Below are 25,767 nucleotides of genomic sequence, written 5' to 3' on the forward strand. Positions count from 1 at the left end.
GTGCCCGGAAGGGGCGTCAGGACCTGAAGTGGGTGGGCATGTTCTGCCCGACCAGGCAGACGGCGGGCCGGGACCCGCAGACGAGGGCCTGCCCGGCGTACCCGCCGACGTCGGTGACCACATGCTGGGTCCGGCCCATGACGAAGGTGGGGGCCTGCAGGCCGTTGAGGTTCTGGTTGGACCTGCCCGCGCCCGACCGGCCCTGCGCACCGGCCGCGCGCCCGCCGCTGATGACCTGCCCCCCGCCGCCGCCACCGCCGGGGTGGGGCGCGTGGAACGCCGCGGCCGCCGTACGGGGACGGTGCGAGGCGACCCGCACCCCGGCCGAGTGCATCCTGGCCAACTGCACCCCGGCCGACTGCGCGGCGGAGACCCGCGCGGTTGTGGGCTGGGCGGCGGCGCTTCCCGCCGGTATGACAAGCACGGACACCAGCACGGGCACCAGCGCGGTGAGGAGCGCGGCCGCGGGTGGGGCCATCGCCGGGGCCGGGGACGGCCGCCGGGTCGCGGGGATGGTCGCTGTGCCTCTCGCGGTGTCTCTTGCGGGGACTGTCGCGAGGACCACGGCGCCGCGCGGGCTCCGCGTGCGGTAGCGGGACATCTCGGTGTGTGCCTTCCTGTTCCTGCCCCGGCGCTCGCTGTCGCTCGTTCCGGTTCCGCCGGGACGTGACCCTCCTACCCGGCGGGGAACCCCGGTAGTTGCGCCCAGGGGCCAAGGGGCGGTGCGCTGTCGTCATGCACTCGGCATCGCCGCCGCCGGCCGGGCTGACCGGCGCCTCTTAGTGGACGCTGAAACCGCCGTCGACGCAGATGGCCTGGCCGGTGACGTACGACGCGGCGTCGGAGGCGAGGAAGACGGCCACGCCGTGGAAGTCGCCGGGAACGCCGTTGCGGCCGGTCATGCTCCGGGCGGCCAGCGCCTCCACCCGCCCGGGGACGGCCTGGGCGGGCGCGGTCAGGGGAGTCAGCACGAATCCCGGCACGATCGTGTTGGCGGTGACTCCGCGGCCGGACCACGCCTCGGCCTGGGAGCGGGTCAGCCCGCACACGGCGGCCTTGGCCGCGCCGTAGACGCCGCTGTCGCCGAAGGCGCTGATCGACTGCTGGGAGCCGATGTTGATGATCCGTCCCCAGCCTCGGGCGGCCATCCGGGGGCCGAAGTGCTGCCCGAGCAGGAACGGCGCGGTGAGGTTGACGGCGATGGTCTGGTCGTAGTCGCCGGCGGTGAGGTCGGCCATGGGCCTGCGGATGTTGTTGGCGGCGTCGTTGACGAGGATGTCGATGCCGCCGAAGAATCCGTCCGCCTGCTCGCACACGCGGGCGATGGCGGCGCGGTCGCCGAGGTCGGCGCTGATCGTCGCCGCGCGCACCCCGTGGCCGTCGAGCCGGGCGGCGGCTTCGGCGAGTTCCTTCTCGCGGCGGGCGACCAGGACCACGGCCGCCCCCGCCCGCCCGAGGGCCTCCGCCATCGCGTATCCGATGCCGGAACTGCCTCCGGTGACCAGGGCCACCCGGCCGGTCAGCGAGAAGAGCTCTTCGATGTAGATCGGCACATCGGGCGACGCTAGCAGCGGCCCGTCCCGGTCCGGCGTCCGCCCTTGTCTGCTCCGCACCCCGTCCTGGTCACCCCGCACGCCGCGCCCCGGCCACGTACGCCCCGTACGGAGGGGGCGCGAGGCCTGCGCGCCGCGCGGGCGGTCAGCCGGGGTCGGGGAACCGCCTGGTGGCCGCCGACTCCTCCGTGGCTTCCGTGGCCTCCGTGGCCTTGGCGGCGTGGGCGGCGACACCGGAGGTCACGTCGGAGGAGATGTCGTCGATGACGCCGTTCACGGCGTCGGTGACGGTCTCCTCGGCGTGCAGGTCGCGCATCGCGTCCTCGATCTTGCGCATGACCGTCTCCATGGTGCGCAGGGTCTCGGTGTCGAGCCGCCGCAGGAGGCGGACGTAGCCGCCCGTCCCGGCTTCGATGATCTCGCCGGTGAGCCGCCGCCCCGCCTCGGTGAGCTCGACCAGGCGTACGCGGCGGTCGTGGGGGTCCTCGTGCCGGGTGACCAGGCCCTGCGCGACGACCCGGTCGACGATGCCGGTGACGGTCGCCAGGCCGACGCCGAGGTGGCGGGCGAGCTCCTGGCCGGAGGTGGGCCCGGCGAACGTCAGGAACATGACGACCTTGAACTGCTGCATGGTCAAGGTGGACGCCATCAGCGGCATCGAGCGGTCGCGCGCGAAGAAGCGGCCCAGGCTACGCTGGAGATCCGCGAGCCTGGTGATGATCGATCCGCGCTCGGCCTCCTCTTCCGAGGTGTTCGGCTCCGGGGTGGCCTCCACCGCGCCGGTGGCGGGGGCATCCGGGCGGCCGGCCCGGGGGCGGGGGCCGCTCGTCCGGGGCGTCTCCGGGGCCGTGTCCACGCTCACCTCCCGGCTCGCGTACGGGCCCTCTTCGGGTCCCGTTCCGGTGCGGGGGCGTCGCTCGGCTGCGCTGTCGTTCACGTTCCACCTCTCGTCACGAGAGGTTACCAGCGTTTAATACACCGGATAAATCTTAGGGTCATGCGAAGTGTTAGGGTTGCCCCAAACACTTCCTCCGTTGTCAGGAGTTCGGATGACCTCCTTGGCCAGGCTGAGCCTCGCCAACCGCGCACTCGTGATCTTGGTCGCGCTGGTACTCGCGGGATTCGGCCTCTTCGCGATCCCCTCGCTGAAGCAACAGCTCTTCCCGTCCCTGGAGTTCCCGGCGGCCTTCGCGGTGGCGAGCTATCCCGGCGCCGCTCCCGACATCGTGGAGGAGCAGGTCACCAAGCCGATCGAGAGCGCCTTCCAGGGCATCGCCGGCGTCACCGACATCACCTCCACCTCCCGCGAGGGGGTGTCGCAGGTGCAGGTCGCCTACGAGTACGGCACCGACATCGACGAGATGACCGGCAAGATGCAGCAGGCCGTGAGCCGGATCAAGGCGCAGCTTCCGGCCGACGTCGACCCCCAGGTGGTGGCGGGCAGCACCGACGACATCCCGGTCATGGCGATCGCCGTGGGCGACGGCGGCGACGAGCACGCCATGGCCGACAAGATCGAGCGCATCATGGTGCCGGAGCTGCAGTCGATCGAGGGCGTCCGGGACGTCACCGTCAGCGGCGCCCGCGAGCAGCAGGTCGTCATCACTCCCGATCAGGGCAAACTGGCCCTGCTGGGGCTGTCGGCCGCCGCGATCCCCGACCTCCTGCGGACCAACGGAGTGTCCATCCCGGCCGGCACGCTGACCGAGGACGGCAAGTCGCTGACCGTGCAGATCGGCGATCCCGTCCGTACGGTGAAGGACCTGGAGAACCTGTACCTCACGCCCGCGAGCACGGCCGGGCAGGCGGGCGCGGGCCAGCGCGGCGCCGGCGCGGGAACGGGCGCGGGCCAGGGATTCCCCGGTCAGGCGTCGGCCGGCCGGGGCGCCGCTGCCGGAGGAGCCGGTGCGGCGGGCGCGGCGGCGCCGGTCCAGGCGCCCAAGCCACCCAAGCCGGTCAAGCTGGGCGACGTGGCCGAGATCAAGGTCGAGAACGCCACCGCGACCACGCTCACCCGCACCAACGGCACCCCGAGCCTCGGCGTCTCGATCACCATGGTTCCCGACGGGAACGCGGTGCAGATCTCCCACGACGTCAACGACGCCCTTCCCGGGCTGACCCGCGCTCTCGGCGACAGCGCCGAGCTGAACGTCGTGTTCGACCAGGCCCCGTACGTCGAGAGGTCCATCGAGGATCTCGCCACCGAGGGCCTGCTGGGCCTGGCGTTCGCCGTGCTCATCATCCTGGTGTTCCTGCTGTCGGTGCGTTCGACGCTGGTCACGGCGGTGTCCATCCCGTTGTCGGTGGTGATCGCGCTGATCGCGCTGTGGGCGGGTGATTACTCGCTGAACCTGCTGACGCTGGGCGCGCTGACGATCGCGGTCGGCCGGGTGGTCGACGACTCGATCGTGGTCCTGGAGAACATCAAGCGTCATCTCGCCTACGGCGAGGAGAAACGGCGGGCGGTCCTGACAGCCGTGCGCGAGGTGTCCGGCGCGGTCACCGCCTCCACGCTGACCACGGTCGCGGTGTTCCTGCCGATCGGCTTCGTCGGCGGGCTGGTCGGGGAGCTGTTCAGCTCCTTCGCCATCACGGTCACCGTGGCGCTGCTGGCGTCGCTGCTGGTCGCGCTGACCGTCATCCCGGTGCTGGCGTTCTGGTTCCTCAAGGCGCCGGAGCTCACCCCGCAGGAGGCGCAGGCCGTACGCGAGGACGCCGAGCGCCGGGAACTGCGCAGTCCGCTGCAGCGGATCTACCTGCCGGTGCTGCGCTTCGCGACCCGGCGGCGCCTGGTGACGGTGCTCATCGGCGTCGTGGTGTTCGCCGCGACGATGGCGCTGGCGCCCAAGCTGAAGACCAACTTCCTCGACTCCTCCGGCAACGACACCACGCAGATCAGCCAGCGGATGCCGGCCGGGACCGACCTCGCGACCACCGACGCGGCGGCCAAGAAGGTCGAGGAGGTGCTGGCCGCCGACAAGGACGTGAAGTCCTACCAGGTGACCGTCGGGGGCGGCAACCGCTTCCTCGGAGGGCTGGGCGGCTCCGCCGACCGCGCCTCCTACTCCGTCTCCCTGGAGGAGGGCGTGGACACGCCCGTCCTGGAGGAGCGGCTGCGGGAGCGGCTGAAGGGCATGACCGGCATCGGCGACATCACCGTCGGCGGCAACGGCGGCGGCGGGTTCAACTCCGACCAGGTGCAGGTCATCGTGCAGGGGCCGGACCAGGACGCGCTGAAGACGGCCGCCGCCTCGGTCCGCGACGCCATGACCGGCGTGGGCGGCCTGCGGGACGTCACCTCCAACCTCGAGGACAGCATCCCCCGGGTCGAGGTGCACGTGGACCGCGAGAAGGCCGCCGCCCGCGGCCTCACCGAGGCCACCGTCGGGCAACTGGTCGCGCAGGCGTTCCGCGGCGCGCCGGTCGGCTCGATCGACGTGGACGGCCGCTCCAGCGACGTGATCCTGCGCGGGGCCGGCGACGCCCCCGACGACCTCGCCGCGATCAAGAAGCTGACCGTTCCTACCGCGACCGGCCTGGTGAAGCTGTCCGACGTGGCCGACGTCGTCCAGGCCGACGGGCCGACCCAGATCACCCGCCAGGACGGCGACCGCACCGCGACCGTGTCGGGCGCGGCCGACGCCTCCAACCTGGGCGCGATCACCACCAAGGTCACCGAGAAGCTCAAGACGCTGACGCTTCCGGCCGGGGTGACGTACAAGATCGGTGGCGCGAGCTCCGACCAGCAGAAGGCGTTCGCCGACCTGGGCATGGCGATGCTGATCGCCATCGCGATCGTCTTCATGATCATGGTGGCGACGTTCCGCAGCCTGGTGCAGCCGCTGATCCTGCTGGTGTCGATCCCGTTCGCGGCGACCGGCGCCATCGGGCTGCTGCTGGTCACCGACACCGCGCTCGGCGTGCCCGCCCTGATCGGCATGCTGATGCTGATCGGCATCGTCGTCACCAACGCCATCGTGCTGATCGACCTGATCAACCAGTACCGCGAGCAGGGGCTCGGCGTGACCGAGGCGGTCGTCGAGGGCGGACGGCGCCGCCTGCGTCCCATCCTGATGACCGCGATCGCGACGATCTGCGCGCTCACCCCGATGGCGCTGGGCGTGACCGGGTCGGGCGGGTTCATCTCCCAGCCGCTGGCCATCGTCGTGATCGGCGGCCTGCTCTCCTCCACCCTGCTCACGCTGGTCCTGGTGCCCGCCCTCTACGTCATCGTCGAACGGCTGAAGGAGCGCATGCGCCGCACTCCCGCGCGGCCCGGCGGCGACGACGGCGAGGTCACGGTGTACGACGAGGAGGCCCTCGAACCCGCCCGATGAGAGCCCCGTCAGGGTCCCGGTGACGGCTCTGTGCAAGCACCATGGAGGAAGGGAGGACCCCGGGACGGTCCCCGCGACGACCGTCCCGGGGTCCTCCCGCGTCCGGCGTCCGGCGGACCTCAATAGACTGGGCCAACGTGAGTGCCAAGCCGCGTATCCCGAATGTCCTCGCCTCCCGTTACGCCTCGCCGGAACTGGCCCGCCTGTGGTCACCCGAGCACAAGGTGGTGCTGGAGCGCCGGCTCTGGCTGGCCGTGCTCAAGGCCCAGGCCGACCTCGGGATCGACGTACCCGAACAGGCGATCGCCGACTACGAGAAGATCGCCGAGCAGGTCGACCTCGCCTCCATCGCCGACCGGGAGAAGATCACCCGGCATGACGTGAAGGCCCGCATCGAGGAGTTCAACGCCCTCGCCGGGCACGAGCACGTCCACAAGGGCATGACCTCCCGCGACCTGACCGAGAACGTCGAGCAGCTGCAGATCCGCGACAGCCTGCTGCTGGTACGCGACCGGGTCGTGGCGCTGCTGGCCCGCCTGGCCCGCCTGGCCGCCGAGCACGCCGACACGGTCATGGCCGGCCGTTCGCACAACGTCGCCGCCCAGGCCACCACCCTCGGCAAGCGCTTCGCCACCGCCGCCGACGAACTGATCGTCGCCTACGAGCGGCTGGAGAACCTGCTTGAGCGCTACCCCCTGCGCGGCGTCAAGGGCCCCGTCGGCACCGCGCAGGACATGCTCGACCTGCTCGGCGGCGAGGACCGGCTGGCCGCGCTGGAGGACCGCGTCGCCGCGCACCTCGGTTTCGCCCGCCGCTTCACCAGCGTCGGCCAGGTCTACCCCCGCTCGCTCGACTACGACGTGCTGACCACCCTGGTGCAGCTGGCCGCCGCCCCCTCCTCGCTGGCCAAGACCATCCGGCTGATGGCCGGGCACGAACTGGTCACCGAGGGCTTCAAGGAGGGCCAGGTCGGCTCCTCGGCGATGCCGCACAAGATGAACACCCGCTCATGCGAGCGCGTCAACGGCCTCGCCGTGGTCCTGCGCGGGTACGCCTCGATGGCCGGGGAGCTCGCCGGAGACCAGTGGAACGAAGGCGACGTGTCCTGCTCGGTGGTGCGCCGGGTCGCGCTGCCCGACGCGTTCTTCGCCTTCGACGGCCTGGCCGAGACCATGCTGACCGTGCTCGACGAGTTCGGCGCGTTCCCCGCCGTCATCGAGGCCGAGCTGGGCCGCTACCTGCCGTTCCTCGCCACGACCAAGATGCTCATGGCCGCCGTGCGGGCCGGGGTGGGCCGCGAGACCGCCCACGAGGTCATCAAGGAGCACGCCGTCGCCTCGGCACTGGCCATGCGCTCGCGCGGCGCCGGCAACGAACTGCTCGACCGCCTCGCCGCCGACGAGCGCTTCCCGCTCGGCCGCGCCGAACTCGGCGCGTTGCTCGACGACCGGTCCTCCTTCGCCGGGGCGGCCGCCGGTCAGGTCGCGGCGGTCGTCGAGCGGGCCGAAGAGATCACCGCGCGGCATCCCGGCGCGGCCGCGTACACCCCCGGCGCGATCCTGTAGGGACGCCGGTGCGGCTGAGCCCGCTGGTCAGTGAGGCCGAGGTCGCCGCCGCCTCAGGCGACGACGACCTCGTCGTGTGGGCGGCGCAGGGCATGCGGCCCGGCGTCCGCGCCTGGGCGTACGGTGAGGCGGTGGCGGTGGCGAGCCCCGCGGCGGCGCGGCGCGATCGGCTCGCGGTCACGGGCGAGCCGGCCCAGGTCGTCCCGCTCCTGCGGCACGCCCTGGCCGAGGCGGGCCCGTCGTTCCGGCCGCTTGGCGAGGCCGCCCTCATGGAGGAGGTGGTCCGCGCCGCGCCGGAACTGGAGCCGGTGGGTCACTTCACCTGGATGGTGACCGAGAAGCTCGCCCCGCCGCGCGCGGGCGCACCCGGCCTCGCGGACCGCGCGCCGGAAGGGGCGCCGGACGGCTCCTCGGCGGGCGCGCGGCCGGTGACGGCGGAGGCCGCCTGGCTGGAGCCCGCCGAAGAGCGGGAGGTGGCCGCCCTGCTCGCCGCCGCCCACCCCCGCTCGTACGCCGTGCCGGGACTGCCGGGCGTACGCCGGTGGGCCGGGATCCGCGACGGCGCGCGGGCGCTGCTGGCGGTCGCGGCCGACGCGTGGTCAGCGCCGTCGGTGGGACTGCTCGCCGGTGTCGCGACCGCGGTGCCCGCGCGGGGGCACGGGCTGGGGGAGCGGGTGTGTCGGTTTACGGCGTCCGCGCTGCTCGACGCGCACGGGCGGGTGGCGCTGATGGTGGACGACTGGAACGCCCCGGCGATCGCCGTCTCCGATCGGCTGGGTTTCACCCGCCGCGGTCTCGGCGTCGCCGCCGTACGCGGCTGACCCCGGCGTCAGGCGGGCTGGAACAGCTCGATCAGGTTGCCCGCAGGGTCGGGCGCGGCGCCGGCCCGCAGGGTGAATCCCAGATGCGTCGTGTAGAAGTCGACGGCCGCCTGGACGTCGTCGACGATGTACCGGACGCCGGCGAACCGGTCGGGCGATGTCATGACTGGGCCTCCTCGGCCGGGTTCTCCCCTGCGGGGTGGGTGAGGACGGGCAGCAGATAGCGGATGCGGGTGTCGATCTCGGCGGCGGCGCGTTCGAACGCCGGGCCGCCGGCCTGGCCCGTCTCGTCGCCGGGGGCGGCCGGGTCGGGGATGCTCCAGTGCAGGCGCCGCGGGTGGTCGCCGAACTCCGGGCAGACCTCACGGACCTTGTCGCACAGGCTGATCACGTAGTCGAAGCGGCGGCCGTTCAGCGTGTCCAGATGCCGGGGACGCCGGTCGGCGATGTCGATGCCGTACCGCCGGCGCAGCACCCGTACGGCGCCGGGGTGCGTGCGGGGCTTGGGGTGGCTGCCCGCGCTGGCCACGTCGGCGCGGCCGCCGGCGCGGTGCCGCAGCAGGGCCTCGGCGACGGGTGAGCGGGCGCTGTTGCCGGTGCACACGAACAGCACCGAGGACGTCACCGCGTCGCCGGCCGCGGCCGCCGGCGGGGCGGGGACCAGGCGGAGCGCGGGATGCAGGGCGGTGCCCGCGCCGGCCAGCGTATCCGCGCAGCGTTCCAGGTCGAGGCGGTAGTAGCTGTCGCGGCCGTCGTGACTGCTGCGCCGGGCCGCGACCAGCCCGGCCGAGCGCAGGAGCCGCAGATGGTAGGAGATCACGTTCTGCGGCTCGCCGACCAGCGCCACCAGTTCCCGCACCCGCAGGTCACCGTACGCGAGCTCGCTCAGCAGCCGCCACCGCACCGCGTGCGCGGCCAGCCGGAGGAACACCGGCGGGACGGCTTGCGCGGACGGCACCATGACGAGCATGGTACATCAAACTGATTTGATTGATCTGTCCCTGTGCCGGGCCGGCCGTGCCCGTTCAGGCGGCGCGGACGGACTCGGCCAGGCGCGGGTTCAGGCCGTCCAGCACACCGATCAGATCACGCAGGGTGGTGATCCTCGCGACCGGTTCCGCAGACGAGGTGAACGCGGGGGAGGGCTCGGCGCGGTAGCGGTCCAGCCAGACACCGTGCATACCCACCCGTGTGGGCGCGACGGCGTCGAGCAGCAGGTTGTCACCGACCATCAGCACTTCCTCGGGCCGCAGCCCCAGCTTCGCCGCCGCCCGCAGGTAGCACTCCGGGGCCGGCTTGAACGCGCCGAGCGTGTCCGGGGTCAAGACGACCTCCATGCGGTCCATCAGCCCCAGGCGGCGCAGCTTGGCCTCCTGCTGCACCGGATCGCCGTTGCTGAGCACGCCCAGCGTCAGCTCGTCGCCGAGCACCCCGAGGGTCGCGGCCACGTCGGGGAAGGCGGCCCAGGCGTCCTCGTAGTGGGTCAGGAAACCGGCGAAGGCCGTGTCCGGGTCGGTCGGCGCGGGCATGCCCAGCCGGTCGCAGAACTCCCGCAGCCGCCTGCGCCGCTGCTCGGCGAACGAGCACTCGCCGGCGTGCCAGGCCGGCAGATGCTTGTCCTCCAGGTCGAGCCACAGCGCCGGCGCCTCCGGCAGCAGCTCATGGCCGGGGCAGACCGTCTCCATCCAGCGGGTCGCGGCGTGGGCGACGGCCCGGCGGTGGTCGAAGAGGGTCTCGTCGAGGTCGAACAGAATGGCCCTGATCACGAGTCCCCATCTTCGAGGGGATGTGTTTCCGGTGCGTTTCGGAACCGTGAAAGCCTGGGTGAAGATCGCAGTCAAGTTCCGGCCTTTGGTGGATCGGGTAGGAAATTTCCTACTCGAAGATGACAGGTAGGATATTTCCTACGTATCATGCAGTGTGTGGACACCACTCCCGCCGCTCGGGCGGAAGACGCGATCTTCGCCGCGCTTGCCAGCCCGGTGCGGCGCGAGGTCCTGCGCCTGCTGCGCGAACGGGGCCCCCAGTCCGTGCAGGACCTGGCCTCCGGCTTCGCGATGGCCCGGCCCAGCTTCTCCGAGCACCTGCGGGTGCTGCGGGACGCGGGCCTGGTCAGCGAACGTCGCGACGGCAGGCGCAGGCTCTACCGCCTGGAGGCCGTCCCGCTCGTCCGCGTCCGCGACTGGCTCGACCCGTACGAGCGGTTCTGGCGCGGCAGGCTGACCGGTCTGCGCGACCTGCTCGACGACATGGAAGACATGAACGACACCCGGGACGCGGCCGCCCTCGGCCGCGCCGGAGACCAGGAGACGACATGAACGGCGCCGACGCCCCGACCGTGCTGCGGCTCGACGAGTTCCTGGCACACCCGCCCGCCCGCGTGTGGCAGGCCCTGACCGACCCCAGGCTGCTCGCCCGGTGGTTCATGCCGGGAGACTTCCGCCTGACCGTGGGTCACCGGTACACCATGACCGGCATGGCGATGCCCGGCACCGGGTTCTCCGGCACCGTGCAGGCCGAGGTGCTGGCCTTCGAACCCGAGCGCATGCTGCGCCTCGGCTGGCGCGACGCCGACCCCGCCAGCCCCGCGGCCGCAGACTGGACGATCACCTGGACACTCGAACCCGAAGGCAGGGGCACCCGGCTTTTCCTGACCCACGAGGGCTTCGATCCCGGCAGCGAACTGCAGCGGCGGGCCCGCTCCATCATGCACGGCGGATGGCGCCACCTGCTGACGGACCGCCTCCCCGCCGTTCTGTGACCACCGGGCCCGGCCCGGGTGGCGGAGGGACGGCCGGGTGAAACTTTCCGGCCCTGACCGCGGCCGAGCAGGGGCGACGCGGCGGCATTAGTTTGGACGGTTGACTTATTCCGGCCGACGATCTTAACGTGCGGAGGCTCTCGCTCCGCGTGCGGTGCGAGCAGCGGCTTTCCGTCCACGATGGCCCGTCCCGAAGGAGCGCAGAATGCCCGACACCACGCCCGGGACGGCGGTTCCCGGCCCGTACGGCGGCCGTCGCGGCGGCACCGCGGCTCTGGCGGCCGCGCTGGTCGTGGGCGGCCTCGCCGCCGGGGCCCCGGGAACGGCGACCGCAGCGACCGGTTGCGCCGTCACCTACACCACCAGCGACTGGCCGGGCGGCTTCAGCGCCGCCGTCACCGTGCAGAACCTGGGCAGCGCCATCGACGGATGGACGCTCGCGTTCACCTTCCCCAGCTCCGGCCAGAAGGTGACCACCGGCTGGTCGGCCACCTGGAGCCAGAGCGGACAGAACGTCACGGCCACGAACGTGGACTACAACGCCGCCATCGCCACCGGCGGGTCGGTCTCGATCGGGTTCAACGGCTCGTGGTCGGGTGCCAACCCCAAACCGACGGCTTTCACGCTCAACGGCGTGACCTGCACCGGGTCCACCACCACCTCGTCACCCACTCCCTCGGTGACGCCCACCGTCACACCCACCGTGACGCCCTCGGCGACTCCCACAGTGACGCCCACCATGACGCCCACGGTGTCACCTTCCGCGACGCCGACGGTGACACCCACGACAGGGAAGCCCACCGTCGCCGCCGACGGCACCGGCACCTACCGGACCGTGCAGGCCGCGATCGACGCGGTGCCCACCGGCAACTCCAGCAGGAAAGTGATCACGATCAAGCCCGGCACCTACCGGGAGATCGTCACCATCCCGGCGAACAAGCCGTACATCACCCTGCAGGGACTCGGCTCGTCGGCCAGGGACGTCCTGATCGTCAACAACCACGCGGCCGGCGCGTACGGCACGTTCAACAGCGCGACCGCGTTCGTCAACGGCCACGACTCCGCCCTGACCAACCTGACGGTCTCCAACGACTACGTCGAGGACGGCTCCACCGTCAACCAGCAGGCCGTCGCGCTGAACCTCAACGCCGACCGGGCGATCCTGTCGAACGTACGACTGCTGGGCGACCAGGACGCCTTCCTGATCAACGCCTCCGCCCGCGCGTACGTCAGAAGCTCCTACATCGAGGGCACGGTCGACTTCATCTTCGGCGACGGCACCGCCGTGCTGCACGACTGCGACATCTACGAGAAGCGCAGCAGCGGCGCCCCCATCACCGCGGCCAGGACCGACGCTGCCAAGCCCTACGGGTTCCTCATCTACAAGTCCCGGATCAGCGGCGCGACCGGCGACACCACCCAGCTGGGGCGCCCCTGGGGTCCCAACGCCCAGGTGCTCTACCGGGAGTCCACCCTCAGCTCGACCATCAAGACCTCCCAGCCCTGGACCGACATGTCCGGCAACTCCTGGAAGAACGCCCGCTTCTTCGAATACCGGAACACCGGCGCCGGGGCCACGGTCAACGCCAACCGCCCGCAGTTGAGCGATGCACAGGCGGCCAACTACACCCCGCAGAAGTACCTGGCCGGCTCCGACGGCTGGAACCCCGTGAGCTGACCCCGTGAGCTGAGTGTCGTGAGCTGAGCCTGCCCGGCCGACGCACGGCCCAGCGGAGAAACGGCCCAGAGGGAGCGGCCCAGAAGAGCGAGCTGGGGGAGCGAGCGAGGGGAGCGGCGCGCAGTTCAGCCCTCCCCGGGACCGCTCTCCCCGCCGTGCGCGGTCTGCCCGGCCCGGCCGCCGCCACGGCGGCGCAGCAGCGGATGCGACCCCATCGCCACCTCCAGCTCCCCGGGCAGATCGTCGCGGTAACGACCGAGCGTCGACAGGTCGCTGTGCCCCAGCACCCGCCGCACCGCGTCCATGTCCGTGCCGTCGGCCAGCAGGTGCGTCGCCGTCGTGTGCCGTAACCCGTGCGGCGTCACCTCCCTGCTCCGCCCGGGCTCCACCCGCTGCCGCACCCGGTCGATCACCGCCTGCACGTCGCCCCGCGCCAGCCGCCTGCCCCGCCACGACAGCAGCAGCGCCTTCTCGCCGGCCCCGGCCGCGCGCACCGCGAGGTACGCGTCCAGCGCGGCGGCCACATCACGGGGGAGAGGAACGTCGCGGGTGCGCCCGCCCTTGCCGAAGATCCGCCAGTAGCGCATCCCGTCGTTGGTGTAGAAGTCCTCTACGTTTGCCCGCACCAGCTCCGACACCCGCGGCCCCAGCGCGGCCAGCAACATCACCACCAGCGCGTCACGCACCTCGGTCCGCTGGTCGGCCCGGCGGCGGCGCCCTTCCGAGCCGCCCGGCTCAGGTGGCGGAGCGGGGGAGCGAGCCGCCTCGATCAGGCCCTCGGCCTGCTCCCGCGTCAGCGCCCGGCGTTCCGGCCGCAGCCCGCCCCGCTCCCGCGCCCGCACCGACGAGGCGGCCATCGGGTCCAGATGGACCCACCCCGCCGACGCGGCGTGCCGGAACAACGCCGACACCGATCGGCGGAACCTGGCCTGCGACGCCGCGCTCTGTCCGGAACCACCCCGTGGCGCCGGCCCGCGCGTCCCGCCTCCGCGGGGGAGGCCGTCACGAGCGACGCCGTCTCCCGCCACGCTTCTGCCGGCCGTGCCGTCTCCCGCCGCCGCGCCGTTCTCCCCGCTCCGCCGGCGTTCGTCCGGCTTGCGCGCGAACGCCAGCAGCACCGCGTCCACGTCCTCCCCGGTGAGGTCGTCCAGGACCCGGTCGTCTCCCGCCAGCCGTACGAACGTGGCCACGTCCCGCGCATACACCTCGGCCGTCGCGGGCGACAGTGCCCCGGTCACGGTCTTCGCCCGGACCAGCTCCACATAGCGGTCCGCGGCCTCCTGCACGGTCAGCCGGTTCACCTGCGGGGGCAGCATGATCGACACCGTACCGCCCGGGACCGACAACAATCACCCGGCCTGGAAGCGGCACAGGACCGGCGTGGCCGCCCCTCCCTCGACGCCGTTTCTACTCCACGACGAGCGAGTCGACGAACCGCTCCGCCTCGCTCTGGCTCATGCCGGTCTCACCGCGCACCAGGAACACCGCCTGCTCCACCCGGCCGGCCGCCTTCATCTCCCGCGCCCGCGCGGCCAGGTCGTACCCGTGATGCGCCGTCGCCACGGGCAGCGACCGGCCCGCGCCGATCCCGTCGGCCAGGTCCTTCGCCTCCTTCAGCCCCAGCCCGGTCTCCTCGCGGATCAGCTTGATCGCCTCGACCTTCTTGTTCTCCGCGTACAACTCCCGGACGCGCTGCTGCAGAGCGGCCGAAATCGGCGGCACCATGCCGGGACTACGCCAGGCGAGCGGCCCGGCGGGCCGCGCACCGGCCCGCGCGGCCGCGAAGACGACACCGAGCAGCGCGACCACGATGACGGCGAGGACCAGTAACTCGAACGGACCCACATTAGGCATGCGGTGATCGTAAAACGCGGGTCAACGCCACGGTGGTCTCAGCCGGAAATTCCGGTACACATCGCCGCCGCGCGGAGCCCATGGTCGCGTCGTGATGGCTCCGCAGCAGTCTGCCGACGTCCGGTTGGCCGGCCCTCCTCCCGCTTCACCGTACGAGAGGAGAGCCGGCGGTACGTTCAGCTGTAGGAGACAGACTGGACGGTGCAGTTGGTCTGCCACGGCCCAGGGTAGACAGGGGCGGTGGTGCAGGCCCAGGTGCCGATGACGGTGGTCGTCCCCGGGGGGATGCTGGCATAAGCGGACGATCCGAAGAAGTCGTACTGGTGTCCGCCGCTGCAGATGCCGCCGGCGCCGACGGCCGTGGTCCCGCTGGGCACCGTCTGGGTGAACCGCCACGAGTGCGTGGCAGGGACGGCGGTCGCGCTGCTGTAGGGCACCGACCCGCCGCCGGAAGGAATGCCGGCCAACCACAGGTCGGTGGCGTACCAGTCGGAGGTGTCCCCGAAAAAGTTCACGTTGGAGCAGTCGACCGTGGCCTGCACCGTGATGCCGGACGCCATGGCCGGCTGCGGTGTGGACACCAGGGCCAGCACCCCGGTGGTGACCAGCGCAGAACCGAGCGCCAGCGCCCGCCGAGCCGATTTCGCAGCGAACATGTCTATCCCTTCTCCAGCCACACCCGTGCCACCGCGAATTCATCATCGCCGCCAGGAACGGTCAATCACCGAGATTTTCGGCGCCGACCGAAAGTTCTGCTGGAACGGCGAGTGAAATTACCGCTGCGGAGAATACGGAGTCCGAAACCGCGGGGGCGCTCACCCGAGGGCGCAGTACATGCAGCAACGATCAATTCGTCGCCTGTCCACGTCCATCCGGAAACGTGATTTCCGGATGGACGACCAGACCGGAAAGATGACCTGTCGCTCTCGTGAAAAGTTCACTCCCGCAAGCGCATGCTCACCTCGGCAGGAGGCGACGGCGCAGCAGGAGCCCGGCGCCGGCGGCCAGGGAGATCGCGAGGCCGGTCAGCACGTACATCCGCCCGTCCGGCCCGGCCTCGCCGCCGCCTCCGGTCGCGGCCGCACCGATCGGAGTCGCGACCGCGTCCCGGGCCGCCGGGGCCACCTCGTCGTCTTCGTCCGGTACGGCGGCGGTCACCGTGGCCGTCACCGTCCGGGTCGGCCTGAGGCTGCTGCCGGTGCCGGCGGTGGCGCTCGCCGAGGAAGTCGAGCTCGGGGAGGGAGTGGAGCTCGTCTGCCCGTCCCGGGATCGGCCGGCGCCCGCAGTTCGCGGCTCCTGAGGGGACTCATGGGACGTCGGGGACCCACATGAGACGTGGCACGGCGAAGATCGGTTGCCAGGCGATCGGCGAATCAGCGAACTGGATGATCGTGGGGGATGGGACGCGCGGCCTCGGCGCGCAGACCGTCGAGGAAGAAGGACAGGAAGCGGCGCCACGTGTCCGGAGCGGTCTCCATGGACTCCCGGATGACCTGGGACATCGCCCAGACCAGGGTCACCAGGTCCCCGGCTTCGAAATCTGCGCGCAGGCGGCCCGCGGCCCTGGCCCGCTCGATGATGCGCTCGACGTCGAGGAAGCCGCGGTGGCACGCCTGGCTCACATCGGTGGCCAGCGAGAAGCTCTGGGTCAGGGCGTCGTTGAGGCCGTGGTCCTCGGCCTGCAGGGTGAACAGCCCTTCGAGGAAACCGGTGAAGCCCGCCCAGGGGTCGGGGTCGGCCAGGGCCGCCGCGGCGATCTCGTCGAGGGCGGCCATCCGCTGGGGGAGGATCGCGCCGAGGAGCGCCTCCCGGGTCGGGAAGTGGTTGTAGAGGGTCCCGATGCTGACGCCGGCACGGCGGGCGATGTGCTCCAGCGGAGCGTCGAGTCCGCGTTCGGCGAGGACCTGGGTGGCCGCGACCAGCAGTTTGTCGCGGTTGCGCGCGGCATCCGACCGCAGCGGCTTCGATCCGGCTGCCATGCCTCCCATCATATGAACATGAGGGTTGCCTCAAGTTTGTGGTAGTGTCCCGGCCAAGTTGAGAAGGCCCTCAACTTTACGTCGTGGAAAGGTGCCTCATGCCTGCAGCAGCACGCAAGACCGTCGTCGTCCTCGGTGCCGGGCCCGGGCTCGGCATGTCCATCGCGCATCGGTTCGGGCGCGAGGGATACGCCGTGGCGCTGATCTCCCGGACGGACGCCCGGCACCCCGGATATGTGGCTGCCCTGGCCGAAGCGGGGATCGAGGCGGCGTCCTTCGCCGCCGACGTACGCGACCGCGACCGGCTCCTGTCCACGCTGGACGCGATCAACGAACGGTTCGGCACGATCGACGTGCTCTACTACGGCCCCGGAGCCGCGGACCTGGACGCCCCACGCCGGCCGATCACCCAGACGACCTCCGACGACGCCAGAGAGGCGATGAACATCATGTATCCGGCCGTCGACGCGGTCGGCGCCGTACTGCCCGGCATGGTCGAGAGAGGGGAGGGCGGGCTGCTGTTCGCCGGCGGGCTGAGCGCCGTCATGCCGATGCCCGCGCTCGGCGACCTGGCGCTGTCGGCGGCGGCGCTGCGCAACTACGCCCTGACCCTCAACGCCGCGCTGGCGGGGGAGGGCGTGTACGCCGGGAGTCTGATCATCGGGGGACTGGTCGAACGGGGCGACATCTATCGGTTGGTGACCTCCCAGCCCGAGCGGTTCGGCGATGTGGGGAGCAGGTCCCTCGACCCGGACGTGATCGCCGACACCGCCTGGGACCTCTACGCCAAGCGCGACCGCCCCGAGGCGACGTTCAGCGCCTTCAAGTAGGGCGGGGTGTTCTGGGGAGCTGCCAGGCGGTGCAGGTGATGACCGAGGGCGGTTCGGCGGCACCGCCAGGCAGGATGGCCGACGTCAACGACTGACCCGGCGCCAGGAGAACGACGAATGCCGCCACAGCCTGGCGAGCTCAGCTCTTCCTGGCCTTCCAAGGCAATTTCTTATACCCAACAGAATCCACCTTCTGTCCGGTATAGGACGATTTGCGGCTTTCTGGAGAGAGGGGGTGACGGGGAGGCGAGGTGCGGGTCCGCCGATCGACGCGGCCCGGCGCTTGGCGAGGCGGCGCTGTTCCACCGGTCCTGTGGAGCGTCGAAGCCGATAAGGCTTCGGATTGGCGTCCGAGGGCGGAAATGCCGGCCAAGTGCCGTCGGCAGATCCGGCGGGACTTATGGTGCCGAGCGCGGCGTGTTTGCGGCATCGGGCCGCATAGTTCTGCGGCGCCCGATGCCATGACACCGCACGGACGACGGTGAGACTCGTCGTGCCGGGTTCGGTGTTCCTGTTTGTGGCGAGTGCCGGATTCGCCTGACGTCGTGGAAACGGTGAACGGATGCGGTGGGCGCAACCGGCTCAATCAACCCCTTCCCGCACCGGTGGTTCGTTGCTCGATAATGAACATTATGTCAAGTAAACGAGATCGGGCGGTCCTCCGAGAGGAACGACGATGATCAAGCGGCTCCCCTTGCCCGTTGCCGCCTGGGTGAGAGTCCGCCGCGTCGCCGCTGAGGTACGGACTGGAGATTCGGGCCGGAGCCGGTCGTTGCGTGCGGTGCGAGGTGCCCAAGGCGAGTCGCTCCGGTGAGAAGCCCGCAGCGTGCAAAGTGCGGCGCGGAGTGTTCCCAGCTCGCCGCGGAAGACCTGCCTCCCTGTGGAGGTTCGGCTGAATCCCGGTGATTGAGCCGGGCCCGGGCCGGTCGTCCGCGGTGGGCCGCCCTCTCCCCCGGCTCGCGTGCCGAGCCGGGGCGCGGGTGGCAGGGCTGTGCCGTCCCGGCCGTACGGGAAAGGTGGTGCGTGGTGACGGCCGGGACGGCGACCTGGTCGAAGCGCCGGGTCAGCCGGTGGTGTCGGGCAGGCAGAGGGTGACGGCCTCGGGCACCACCTTGACCGTGATGCGCTTGACCCGGTCGCGCGCTCCCCCATCGAGTTCGTACGCCATGGGGGTCTGCAGCTTGACCGACACCTTCCTGGCGCGGGTGATGCGGACGAAGGGCGATTTCTCGGCGTTGCCGGCGCTCATCCGGCCGAGGGTGCGCGCCCACTGGATGGGCCCTTCGGCGGTGGAGACGCCGACCTCCAGCCAGCCGTCGTCGTAGCGGGCGTCCTCGAAGACGTCGATGCCCCCGGTGACGGTGCCGACGTTGCCGACGAGCACGCAGCTGGCGTCGCCCTCGAACCAGTCGTTGCCGTCGACCTTGACCTTCATCGGGGTCACGGAGCCGCCGACGTGCCGCAGCCCGGTCCAGATGTAGGCGAGGCGGCCGAGGCGGTCCTTGAGGCCCCGGTCGGCGTCGGCGATCATCTCGGCGTCCAGGCCGACTCCCGCCATGACCGCGAAGTGCTCACCGTTGATCTTGCCGAGGTCGAGCCTGGCGCGGCGGCCCTCGAAGCCGATCCGTACGGCCTCGGCCAGGTCCTCGGGGATTTCGAGGTTGCGGGCCAGCAGGTTGGCGGTCCCTGCGGGAACGATGGCGACGGCGGCGTCGCTGCCGGCCAGGGCGTCGACGCAGCGTTGCACGGTGCCGTCGCCGCCCCAGACGAAGAACAGCTCGGCGCCTTCCTTGAGCGCCTGGCGGACCTTCTTGGGGGCCTTCTTGCTCTTGGGGATCTCGTACCACAGCAGGTCCTCGACCTCGTAGCCCGTGATGAGCTTGCGCAGTTCGTCGAGGCCGCCGCCGATGGTCTTCTTGCGGTGCGCGATGACCGCGACGCGCGGGGCCTTGGTACGTGAGGCTTTGGTATCGAGGTCCTTGGTCGCGGGGGCCTCGGTGCGGGCGGCGCCCGGCTGCTCGGCGCGGGAGGCGTCTGTGCGGCGCGCCACGGTTCGGGGGGCGGCGGTCGCGGGGGCGGCCGGGTCCGGCGCGGCGACCGCGCCCGCGGACTGCCGATCAGCGGATTTCACCATGGGTCCACGGCTACCCAGCCGGGGACCCATTAGGCCTCGGGCAGGGTGTAGTCGAGGGTGTAGTGGTGGCCGTTCTCGACGCGGATGGTGCCCTCCCCCGTGAGGCCGGTCAGTTCGCCGGTGCCGGTCGCGGGGACGATCTGCCACTTCATCCACTGTTCGCCGTTGTGGCTGGCGGCGCTGTGCTGCAGGACGAAGGTGCCCTTGCGTCCGTGCAGGGTGCCCTCGACGTGTTCGACGCCGACGTAGGCGGCTGGGCCGTCGGGGGTGACGACGGTCAGGATCTCGGTGGTGCTGGTGCCGGTGAGGTCGCCCTGGAAGGTCTTGGTGAGGCGGTTGCGGCCGAACGTGGCGCCCTGCTTCTCCTCGGTGGCCAGGTCGTTCCAGCTGGTGACGTCGAATGTGCCGGTGGCGTGCGCGTGCATGGGACCAGGGTGGCGGTTGTTCCTGTCATCTTCTGTCAGGTACACGGCGAGTTCCGGGGGTGGCTTTCCGAGATGACTTTTCAGTGAGGAGTCGGAGAAAGTTCGACGAATGCGGTCAAGGCTCCCGCTTTACCGCCGGGCATGACGGATGATCGGAGACATGCCTACTCCCCCAGTGGCCGCGCCGGCCGCCGCAGACCGGTCCGTCCAGGGCCGCTCCGCGGGATGCTGACCTCCCCCTTCCCCGCGCGGGAAGGCCGCAGGGTCGCGTACCGGGTGTTCGGGTCGGTCGCGACCGCGCCGCGGCGGGCCCGTGCGTTCGTACGGTGCCAGCTGCGGGGGTGGCAGCTCGGGCATCTGGCGGACACGGCGGAGCTGGTCGTCTCGGAGCTGGTGACGAACGCGGTGCGGGCGACGGACGCCGTGGTGAGCCCGCCCGTGGCGTCGTCGATGTTCCCGGTCGCGCTGCGTACGGTGGCGTTGCGGGTGCGGGAGGCTCCCGGGCCGCGCAGCCTGTTCATCGAGGTGTGGGACGGCAGCGAGCACGAGCCGGTGCCCGGCGGTGACGCGGAGGGCGAGCCGGGCGAGAGCGGCCGGGGGCTGGTGCTGGTGGGGAGCCTGGCGCGGCGCTGGGGGCACTACACGGCGCCGGACCGGGGGAAGATCGTGTGGTGCGAGCTGGCGATCGCGGCGGCCGATGCGGTGGCCTTCGGCCTGCCGGAGGACACTCCCCCGGCCGTGGTGCGGGGGCCGTCGTCCGGGATGTTCTCGGCGGTCGTGACGGGCCTCGCGTCCGGGGTGTCGTCGGCGCTGGCGCCGGTGGCGGGGTCCGCCGGGGCGCTGCCGCGGCGGGAGCGGCGTCATCCCGTGGGAGTGCTGGCGGACGGCCCGGACGAGGCGACGCTGCTGCGGGTGCTGGAGGGATTGCGCGCCCTCGACGTGTCCGGCCCGGATCACCGCTGAGCGGTGCTGGAATATCGGCTGCCGGGGCGGTCAGGGCACGACGGTGACGGGCCATCGGCCGGCGCGCACCAGGCGGAGCGCGACCGAGCCGATGAAACGGTGCCCGGCCTGGGTCGAGGCGCCCACGACGACCGCGTCCGCCCTGATCTCGTCGGCGATCTTGGCGAGGGCTCCGGCGGCGTCGCCGTACTCGGTGCGGAAGGTGTAGCCGACGTGGGAGTGGAGGGTCCGGGCGTAGTGCTCCACCTGTTCGCGGAGCTCGGCGGCGACCTGCTCCCCCGCCTCGACGACGGACGCGGAGGCGGTGGGCATCATCGTGCTGATCATGCCGGGGTCGGTCACGTGGACGAGCACGACGTGGGAGCCCTGGCGGCGGGCCAGTCCCCAGGCGTAGGCGGCGGCGCGGAGCGAGGTGTCGGAGCCGTCGATGCCGACGAGGATGACCCGCGGGCCGTCGGTGCCCAGTTCGAACGTGCTCACGCACGTCAGCGTACGACCTGCGCGGAGTACGCGTGCGGGGGCCCGCGTCCCGGCTTGGGAGTCCGCCTGGGAGACGGGGACGGCTCGGGGTCGTGGCGGGGGCGCCGATAACCTGTTGCGGAAATGTCGGGGCCGTTGGTTAGGGTCTCGGATCGTGGCTGACCAACCTCTGATCGTGGCGCGTGGCCTGGTCAAACGCTTCGGAGACTTCACCGCCGTCGACGGGATCGACCTGGAGGTGGCGCCGGGCGAGGCGTTCGGGTTCCTGGGTCCCAACGGGGCCGGGAAGTCCTCGACGATGCGCATGATCGGGTGCGTGTCGGTGCCGACCGCCGGGGAGCTGCGCATCCTGGGGATGGACGCGGTGCGGGACGGGCCGCGGATCCGGGCGCGGCTGGGGGTGTGCCCGCAGCTCGACAACCTCGATCCCGATCTGACGGTGCGGGAGAACCTGGTGACGTACGCCAGGTATTTCGGGTTGTCGCGGGCGGAGAGCCGCAGGCGGGCGGACGAGCTTCTGGAGTTCGTGCAGCTCTCGGATCGCGCGAACGGGAAGGTCGAGCCGCTGTCGGGGGGAATGAAACGGCGGCTGACCATCGCGCGGGCGATGGTGAACGAGCCCGACCTGGTGCTGCTGGACGAGCCGACGACGGGGCTGGACCCGCAGGCGCGTCATCTGCTGTGGGAGCGGTTGTTCCGGCTGAAGCAGCGGGGCGCGACGCTGGTGCTCACCACGCACTACATGGACGAGGCCGAGCAGTTGTGCGACCGGCTGGTGGTGATGGACGGCGGGAGGATCGTGGCCGAGGGGTCGCCGCGGTCGCTGATCGAGACGTATTCGACCGCGGAGGTGGTGGAGCTGCGTTTCCCCGACGGGCTGGAGGGTGTCGCGGGGCATGCCGCCGCGCTGGCGGGGGTCGGCAAGCGGGTGGATCCGCTGCCGGATCGGGTGCTGGTGTACGTGGACGACGGGGACGCGGCGCTGGCGGAGGTGCAGCGGCGCGGGCTGGAGCCGTCCAGCGTGCTGGTGCGGAGGTCGACGCTGGAGGATGTGTTCCTCCACCTGACGGGCCGGACGCTGGTGGACTGAGATGGCGCTCACGCGGTCCGTTCATCCGACCTTCGCGGTGCTGGAGCGGCACCTGACCCTGTATCGGCGGCTGTGGCAGGCGTCGGTGTTCTCGTCGTTCGTCATGCCGGTGCTGTTCCTGCTGAGCATCGGCATCGGGGTGGGCGGCTACGTCGGTTCCGTGCAGGGGGTCGACTACCTGTCGTGGATCGTGCCGGGTGTGCTCGCGTCGACGGCCTTCCAGATCGCGGTGGGCGAGTCGACCTACGCGGTGCTCGGGGACTTCAAGTGGGTCCGGGCGTACCACGCGATGCGGGCGACTCCGGTGAACGTGGCGGACATGGTCCGTGGTCACCTGCTCTACCTGGTCTTCCGGGTGACGGTGACGGTGCTGGCGTTCCTGGTCGTGGTGGTGTTCTTCGGTGGGCTGCACTCCCCGTGGGCGCCGGTGACCGTGCTGGTGTGCGCCCTGGTGACGGTGGCCGTGGCGGCGCCGGTGACCGCGTTCGCCGCCACGATCGATCAGGACAGCTACTTCGCCCTGCTGTTCCGGTTGATCGTGCTGCCGGCGGCGTTGTTCTCGGGAGTGTTCTTCCCGGTGGAGCAGCTCGTGGTGGGGTTCCGGCTGCTGGCGTACGCCTCTCCCCTGTGGCATGCGGTGGAGCTGTGCCGGGCGGCGACGCTGGGGCGGGCCCCGGCCTGGCCGGTCTGGGCGCACGCGGGTTATCTGCTGGTGTGGGCGGTGGTGGGGGTCGTGCTGGCGGTGCGGGCGTTCCGCGGGAGGCTGGAGGACTGATGGTGACGACTCTGGTGGTCTCCCGGCTCTCCCCCGGCCGGGTGGGCGCTGTGATCAACCGCAACGTGGGGGCGCTGCGCTCGGGGCCGTCGTACTGGGTCGTGCTGCTGTCGGGTTTCTTCGAGCCGTTGCTGTATCTGCTGTCGATCGGTGTCGGTGTGGGGGCGCTGATCGGTGAGCTGACGGTGGACGGCCGGACCATGTCGTACGCGTCGTTCGTCGCCCCGGCGATGCTGGCGGTGTCGGCGATGTCGGGCGCGCTGGCCGAGACGACGTTCAATTTCTTCTTCAAGTTGAAGTACATGAAGACGTTCGAGGCGGTGCTGGCGACGCCGGTCCGGCCGGTGGAGGTCGCGGTCGGTGAGCTGGTGTGGGCGATCGTGCGGGGTTCGCTCTACACGGCGATCTTCCTCGTCGTGATGGTCGCGATGGGGCTGACCGAGGCGGGCTGGGCGGTGGCCGCCTTCCCGGCGACGGTGCTGGTGGGGCTGGCCTTCGGCGGGCTGGGGATGGCGGTCAGCACGCTGATGCGCGGCTGGCAGGACTTCGACCTGCTGAGCACGGGTCAGTTCGCCTTGTTCCTGTTCTCCGGGACGTTCTCCCCCGTGCGGGATTATCCCGTCGGTGTGGAGGTGCTGATCCAGGTCACTCCCCTGTATCACGCGGTCGAGCTGGTGCGCGGCCTGTGCATGGGGGTGCCGGGGTGGGGCCTGCTCGGTCACGCCCTGTATCTGGCGGTGCTGGCGGCCGTGGGGGTCTGGTTCGCGTCGCGGCGTCTGGAGCGCACGCTGTGCGCGTGAACAACGGGTCGGGGCCGGGGAACTCCCCCGGCCGTCGACGTGGCAGGTGTGCTCACCGTACGAGGGGTGCCGGTCAGGGGCCGGCTTGGTCGGTGGAGCGGGTGTGCTCGCCGGGATCGAGGGGCGGGGTGGGGCCGGTCATCTGGTCGATGATTTTCTGCAGTGCGCTGTGCAGGTGACGCCGTTCCTCATCGGTGAGGGTCGCGGTCGCGTGTTCGGCTAGCCGCCGTCTCGCTTCGGCTATCGGGCGTTCGGCCGCGCGGGCCCTGGGGGTCAGATGCAGTCGCACGAGGCGGCCGTCGGCGGGGTCACGGCGGCGTACCAGCAGGCCGGCGGCCTCCATCCGGGTCGCGGTGTTGACGACGGTCGGTGTGGTGACCTGCAGGCGGGCGGCCAGCTCCCCCGGTGTGAGGCCGTCGGTCTGCCAGAGGACCTCCAGCACGAGGTTCTGGCCGATCCGTACGCCGTGGCGGCTCATCGCCTCGTCGGCCGCGGCGCGCAGCAGCTTCTGGGCTCGCGTGAGCAGCCTCAGCACTTCGGTCACGGGTCGATCCTACGATCCGTTTGCAGGCTAACGACTTCGTCGCTACATTGATCGATAGCCTGCTAATGAGATTGGGAGATCAGCGTGATCCTGGTGACGGGGGGTCGGGGCTTCATCGGCGCGCACGCCGTACGAGCCCTGCTCGACCTGGGCGAACAGTGCGTGCTCGGGCAGCGGTCGGCGGGACCGCGGCCCGCCCTGCTGCGAGGGGTGCCGGACGGGCACGCCGTGATGGAGCCGCTCGACTGCGCCGACCCCGGCAGTGTGCTGGCGGTGGGCCGGCGGCACCGCATCACGGGCGTCGTGCACCTCGCCGCCTCGGGGCTGGGGGCGTCGCCGCCGCTGGAAGAGGTTCAGACGAACACCGCGGGGCTGTTCGCCGTGCTGCGTGCCGCGCTGGAGTGGGGCGTGGCCCGCGTCGTGGTCGCCAGCACGATCGGCGTGTACGCCGGGGCCGACGGCCCTTCCTACCGGGAGGGCGCGCCGTTGCCGGTCGCGAGCCCGCATCCGATTCCGGCGAGCAAGAAGATCGCCGAGATCGTGGCCGACGTCGCCGCCTCGTCCGGGCAGGAGGTGGTCAGCGTGCGGATCGGCGCGATCTGGGGTCCGCTGGGCAGGCCGTCCTCTCCCTTCTTCGCCGCGCCCGGTCTCGTCCATGCGGCCGTGCGCGCTGGGGCGAGGTCCGGCGCAGGAGACGCCGGGGCCGTGCGGGGCGGCCCCGCCCCGGCCTCCCCCACCGGCGCCACTCCTGGAGGCTCGGCGGTTGACGGGATGCCACCGGTTTACGCCGAGGACTCCGTCGACATGTGCTACGCCCGTGACTGCGGGCGGGCGATCGCGCTGTTGCAGACGACCCCGGCGTTGCGCCACCGCACCTACAACGTGGGCGGCGGCCGGGCCGTCGCCAACCACGAGGTGGCCGCCGCCGTCGGCAGGGTCGTACCGGGGGGCGTGCCCGCCCTGCTGCCCGGGCGCTCCCCGGGATCACCCGCCCTCGACGCTCATCTGGATGTCACGCGGTTGCGGGAGGACACCGGATTCGTCCCCGAATACGGTCTGGACCGGGCCGTGGCCGACTACGTGGGCTGGCTGCGGGCCGGTCACCCCCGCTGACGGCACAAACCGGACGGCGGCGGCGCGGCGGTTCCGCACGCGACGCCGTGCCGCAGACGGCGCGG

28 protein-coding genes are annotated in these 25,767 nt (G+C 71.5%); 13 read left to right on the forward strand and 15 right to left on the reverse strand.

The window, feature by feature from the left end:
• Positions 1-16: 16 nt before the first annotated feature.
• The 3 genes from FED44_RS11685 to FED44_RS37235 all read right to left on the reverse strand — a co-directional run bounded on the left by FED44_RS11685 (position 17) and on the right by FED44_RS37235 (position 2,490).
• Positions 17-478 carry a hypothetical protein gene (locus FED44_RS11685; RefSeq protein WP_138460663.1) on the reverse strand — a complete coding sequence of 154 codons (462 nt, stop codon included), beginning with the start codon at positions 476-478 and terminating at the stop codon, positions 17-19.
• Positions 479-779: 301 nt separating this feature from the next.
• A complete protein-coding gene (locus FED44_RS11690; protein ID WP_138460664.1) occupies positions 780-1,553 on the reverse strand; it encodes an SDR family NAD(P)-dependent oxidoreductase in 774 nt (257 codons plus the stop codon).
• 145 nt (positions 1,554-1,698) lie between these two features.
• On the reverse strand, positions 1,699-2,490 hold the full coding sequence (locus FED44_RS37235) for a MarR family winged helix-turn-helix transcriptional regulator (protein ID WP_244301849.1): 792 nt from the start codon (positions 2,488-2,490) through the stop codon (positions 1,699-1,701).
• Positions 2,491-2,602: 112 nt separating this feature from the next.
• Here FED44_RS37235 and FED44_RS11700 point away from each other — a divergent pair, with 112 nt between their 5' ends.
• From FED44_RS11700 to FED44_RS11710, 3 genes are all read left to right on the forward strand, one after another.
• Positions 2,603-5,890 (forward strand): efflux RND transporter permease subunit, encoded by a 3,288-nt coding sequence (locus FED44_RS11700; protein WP_138460665.1) that lies wholly within the window; start codon positions 2,603-2,605, stop codon positions 5,888-5,890.
• A gap of 137 nt (positions 5,891-6,027) precedes the next feature.
• On the forward strand, positions 6,028-7,455 hold the full coding sequence (gene purB / locus FED44_RS11705; RefSeq protein ID WP_138460666.1) for an adenylosuccinate lyase: 1,428 nt from the start codon (positions 6,028-6,030) through the stop codon (positions 7,453-7,455).
• Positions 7,456-7,463: 8 nt separating this feature from the next.
• Positions 7,464-8,276 (forward strand): GNAT family N-acetyltransferase, encoded by an 813-nt coding sequence (locus FED44_RS11710; RefSeq protein WP_208758930.1) that lies wholly within the window; start codon positions 7,464-7,466, stop codon positions 8,274-8,276.
• A gap of 8 nt (positions 8,277-8,284) precedes the next feature.
• Here the strand turns inward: FED44_RS11710 and FED44_RS11715 are convergent, their stop codons facing one another.
• The 3 genes from FED44_RS11715 to FED44_RS11725 form a co-directional block, all read right to left on the reverse strand.
• The gene (locus FED44_RS11715) at positions 8,285-8,440 is read right to left on the reverse strand and encodes a VOC family protein (protein WP_138460667.1); all 156 of its coding nucleotides are present in this window, start codon (positions 8,438-8,440) and stop codon (positions 8,285-8,287) included.
• Entirely contained in the window at positions 8,437-9,237 is an 801-nt protein-coding gene (locus tag FED44_RS11720; protein WP_138460668.1) for an arsenate reductase/protein-tyrosine-phosphatase family protein, read from the reverse strand. The genes FED44_RS11715 and FED44_RS11720 overlap by 4 nt, the downstream gene beginning before the upstream one ends.
• A 64-nt stretch (positions 9,238-9,301) precedes the next feature.
• Positions 9,302-10,042 carry an HAD family hydrolase gene (locus FED44_RS11725; RefSeq protein ID WP_165900832.1) on the reverse strand — a complete coding sequence of 247 codons (741 nt, stop codon included), beginning with the start codon at positions 10,040-10,042 and terminating at the stop codon, positions 9,302-9,304.
• A 156-nt stretch (positions 10,043-10,198) separates the two neighbouring features.
• Between FED44_RS11725 and FED44_RS11730 the strand changes: the two genes are divergently transcribed.
• From FED44_RS11730 to FED44_RS11740, 3 genes are all read left to right on the forward strand, one after another.
• The gene (locus FED44_RS11730) at positions 10,199-10,594 is read left to right on the forward strand and encodes an ArsR/SmtB family transcription factor (protein WP_117408958.1); all 396 of its coding nucleotides are present in this window, start codon (positions 10,199-10,201) and stop codon (positions 10,592-10,594) included.
• A complete protein-coding gene (locus tag FED44_RS11735) occupies positions 10,591-11,037 on the forward strand; it encodes an SRPBCC family protein (protein WP_117408959.1) in 447 nt (148 codons plus the stop codon). The genes FED44_RS11730 and FED44_RS11735 overlap by 4 nt, the downstream gene beginning before the upstream one ends.
• A 205-nt stretch (positions 11,038-11,242) precedes the next feature.
• A complete protein-coding gene (locus FED44_RS11740) occupies positions 11,243-12,715 on the forward strand; it encodes a pectinesterase family protein (protein WP_138460669.1) in 1,473 nt (490 codons plus the stop codon).
• Positions 12,716-12,840: 125 nt separating this feature from the next.
• Here FED44_RS11740 and FED44_RS11745 read toward each other — a convergent pair whose 3' ends face one another.
• The 4 genes from FED44_RS11745 to FED44_RS11760 all read right to left on the reverse strand — a co-directional run bounded on the left by FED44_RS11745 (position 12,841) and on the right by FED44_RS11760 (position 15,727).
• The gene (locus tag FED44_RS11745) at positions 12,841-14,031 is read right to left on the reverse strand and encodes a tyrosine-type recombinase/integrase (protein WP_138460670.1); all 1,191 of its coding nucleotides are present in this window, start codon (positions 14,029-14,031) and stop codon (positions 12,841-12,843) included.
• A gap of 91 nt (positions 14,032-14,122) precedes the next feature.
• The gene (locus FED44_RS37240) at positions 14,123-14,569 is read right to left on the reverse strand and encodes a ribosomal protein L7/L12 (protein WP_244301850.1); all 447 of its coding nucleotides are present in this window, start codon (positions 14,567-14,569) and stop codon (positions 14,123-14,125) included.
• A 176-nt stretch (positions 14,570-14,745) separates the two neighbouring features.
• Complete coding sequence (locus tag FED44_RS11755) at positions 14,746-15,225, reverse strand: hypothetical protein (RefSeq protein ID WP_117408961.1); 480 nt, start codon at positions 15,223-15,225, stop codon at positions 14,746-14,748.
• Positions 15,226-15,526: 301 nt separating this feature from the next.
• The gene (locus FED44_RS11760) at positions 15,527-15,727 is read right to left on the reverse strand and encodes a hypothetical protein (protein ID WP_138460671.1); all 201 of its coding nucleotides are present in this window, start codon (positions 15,725-15,727) and stop codon (positions 15,527-15,529) included.
• A 1-nt stretch (position 15,728) separates the two neighbouring features.
• Here FED44_RS11760 and FED44_RS35745 point away from each other — a divergent pair, with 1 nt between their 5' ends.
• Positions 15,729-15,869, forward strand: a complete 141-nt coding sequence (locus FED44_RS35745; protein ID WP_165900833.1) for a hypothetical protein — start codon at positions 15,729-15,731, stop codon at positions 15,867-15,869.
• 73 nt (positions 15,870-15,942) lie between these two features.
• Here FED44_RS35745 and FED44_RS11765 read toward each other — a convergent pair whose 3' ends face one another.
• Positions 15,943-16,548, reverse strand: a complete 606-nt coding sequence (locus FED44_RS11765; protein WP_117408968.1) for a TetR/AcrR family transcriptional regulator — start codon at positions 16,546-16,548, stop codon at positions 15,943-15,945.
• Positions 16,549-16,646: 98 nt separating this feature from the next.
• On the opposite strand from FED44_RS11765, the gene FED44_RS11770 reads away from it, so the two are divergent.
• Positions 16,647-17,378, forward strand: a complete 732-nt coding sequence (locus tag FED44_RS11770) for an SDR family NAD(P)-dependent oxidoreductase (protein ID WP_138460672.1) — start codon at positions 16,647-16,649, stop codon at positions 17,376-17,378.
• A 1,063-nt stretch (positions 17,379-18,441) separates the two neighbouring features.
• Here the strand turns inward: FED44_RS11770 and FED44_RS11775 are convergent.
• Both FED44_RS11775 and FED44_RS11780 read right to left on the reverse strand, forming a co-directional pair.
• Positions 18,442-19,512: a diacylglycerol/lipid kinase family protein gene (locus FED44_RS11775; RefSeq protein ID WP_138460673.1), complete on the reverse strand. Its 1,071-nt coding sequence runs from the start codon at positions 19,510-19,512 to the stop codon at positions 18,442-18,444.
• 29 nt (positions 19,513-19,541) lie between these two features.
• Positions 19,542-19,937, reverse strand: coding sequence for a DUF3224 domain-containing protein (locus tag FED44_RS11780; RefSeq protein ID WP_138460674.1), 396 nt, complete (start codon positions 19,935-19,937; stop codon positions 19,542-19,544).
• A gap of 225 nt (positions 19,938-20,162) precedes the next feature.
• Between FED44_RS11780 and FED44_RS11785 the strand changes: the two genes are divergently transcribed.
• A complete protein-coding gene (locus FED44_RS11785) occupies positions 20,163-20,900 on the forward strand; it encodes an ATP-binding protein (protein ID WP_138460675.1) in 738 nt (245 codons plus the stop codon).
• A 30-nt stretch (positions 20,901-20,930) separates the two neighbouring features.
• On the opposite strand, the gene FED44_RS11790 is transcribed toward FED44_RS11785, so the two are convergent.
• Complete coding sequence (locus tag FED44_RS11790; protein WP_138460676.1) at positions 20,931-21,380, reverse strand: universal stress protein; 450 nt, start codon at positions 21,378-21,380, stop codon at positions 20,931-20,933.
• 154 nt (positions 21,381-21,534) lie between these two features.
• On the opposite strand from FED44_RS11790, the gene FED44_RS11795 reads away from it, so the two are divergent.
• Genes FED44_RS11795 through FED44_RS11805 form a run of 3 tightly spaced genes read left to right on the forward strand, consistent with a single transcriptional unit; the run spans position 21,535 to position 24,045 of the window.
• Positions 21,535-22,470 (forward strand): ABC transporter ATP-binding protein, encoded by a 936-nt coding sequence (locus tag FED44_RS11795; protein WP_208758931.1) that lies wholly within the window; start codon positions 21,535-21,537, stop codon positions 22,468-22,470.
• Between the two features lies 1 nt (position 22,471).
• A complete protein-coding gene (locus FED44_RS11800) occupies positions 22,472-23,245 on the forward strand; it encodes an ABC transporter permease (protein WP_138460677.1) in 774 nt (257 codons plus the stop codon).
• On the forward strand, positions 23,245-24,045 hold the full coding sequence (locus tag FED44_RS11805) for an ABC transporter permease (protein WP_117409625.1): 801 nt from the start codon (positions 23,245-23,247) through the stop codon (positions 24,043-24,045). Before FED44_RS11800 ends, FED44_RS11805 begins: the two co-directional genes overlap by 1 nt.
• A 73-nt stretch (positions 24,046-24,118) precedes the next feature.
• On the opposite strand, the gene FED44_RS11810 is transcribed toward FED44_RS11805, so the two are convergent.
• Entirely contained in the window at positions 24,119-24,589 is a 471-nt protein-coding gene (locus FED44_RS11810; protein ID WP_138460678.1) for a MarR family winged helix-turn-helix transcriptional regulator, read from the reverse strand.
• 93 nt (positions 24,590-24,682) lie between these two features.
• Between FED44_RS11810 and FED44_RS11815 the strand changes: the two genes are divergently transcribed.
• Positions 24,683-25,702 carry an NAD-dependent epimerase/dehydratase family protein gene (locus tag FED44_RS11815; RefSeq protein ID WP_208758932.1) on the forward strand — a complete coding sequence of 340 codons (1,020 nt, stop codon included), beginning with the start codon at positions 24,683-24,685 and terminating at the stop codon, positions 25,700-25,702.
• Positions 25,703-25,767 lie beyond the last annotated feature (65 nt).

Origin of the sequence: Microbispora triticiradicis, from assembly GCF_005864065.1 — a bacterium.
GTDB classification, from domain to species: Bacteria; Actinomycetota; Actinomycetes; order Streptosporangiales; family Streptosporangiaceae; genus Microbispora; species Microbispora triticiradicis.

Excerpts from the sequence above, each read along its gene's own strand:
- FED44_RS11685 (WP_138460663.1), bottom strand. The coding sequence starts at position 478 with ATGGCCCCACCCGCGGCCGCGCTCCTCACCGCGCTGGTGCCCGTGCTG.
- FED44_RS11700 (WP_138460665.1), top strand. The coding sequence starts at position 2,603 with ATGACCTCCTTGGCCAGGCTGAGCCTCGCCAACCGCGCACTCGTGATC.
- FED44_RS11715 (WP_138460667.1), bottom strand. The coding sequence starts at position 8,440 with ATGACATCGCCCGACCGGTTCGCCGGCGTCCGGTACATCGTCGACGAC.
- FED44_RS11720 (WP_138460668.1), bottom strand. The coding sequence starts at position 9,237 with ATGGTGCCGTCCGCGCAAGCCGTCCCGCCGGTGTTCCTCCGGCTGGCC.
- FED44_RS11735 (WP_117408959.1), top strand. The coding sequence starts at position 10,591 with ATGAACGGCGCCGACGCCCCGACCGTGCTGCGGCTCGACGAGTTCCTG.
- FED44_RS11740 (WP_138460669.1), top strand. The coding sequence starts at position 11,243 with ATGCCCGACACCACGCCCGGGACGGCGGTTCCCGGCCCGTACGGCGGC.
- FED44_RS11745 (WP_138460670.1), bottom strand. The coding sequence starts at position 14,031 with ATGCTGCCCCCGCAGGTGAACCGGCTGACCGTGCAGGAGGCCGCGGAC.
- FED44_RS37240 (WP_244301850.1), bottom strand. The coding sequence starts at position 14,569 with ATGCCTAATGTGGGTCCGTTCGAGTTACTGGTCCTCGCCGTCATCGTG.
- FED44_RS11755 (WP_117408961.1), bottom strand. The coding sequence starts at position 15,225 with ATGTTCGCTGCGAAATCGGCTCGGCGGGCGCTGGCGCTCGGTTCTGCG.
- FED44_RS11765 (WP_117408968.1), bottom strand. The coding sequence starts at position 16,548 with ATGGCAGCCGGATCGAAGCCGCTGCGGTCGGATGCCGCGCGCAACCGC.
- FED44_RS11770 (WP_138460672.1), top strand. The coding sequence starts at position 16,647 with ATGCCTGCAGCAGCACGCAAGACCGTCGTCGTCCTCGGTGCCGGGCCC.
- FED44_RS11775 (WP_138460673.1), bottom strand. The coding sequence starts at position 19,512 with ATGGTGAAATCCGCTGATCGGCAGTCCGCGGGCGCGGTCGCCGCGCCG.
- FED44_RS11780 (WP_138460674.1), bottom strand. The coding sequence starts at position 19,937 with ATGCACGCGCACGCCACCGGCACATTCGACGTCACCAGCTGGAACGAC.
- FED44_RS11785 (WP_138460675.1), top strand. The coding sequence starts at position 20,163 with ATGCTGACCTCCCCCTTCCCCGCGCGGGAAGGCCGCAGGGTCGCGTAC.
- FED44_RS11800 (WP_138460677.1), top strand. The coding sequence starts at position 22,472 with ATGGCGCTCACGCGGTCCGTTCATCCGACCTTCGCGGTGCTGGAGCGG.
- FED44_RS11805 (WP_117409625.1), top strand. The coding sequence starts at position 23,245 with ATGGTGACGACTCTGGTGGTCTCCCGGCTCTCCCCCGGCCGGGTGGGC.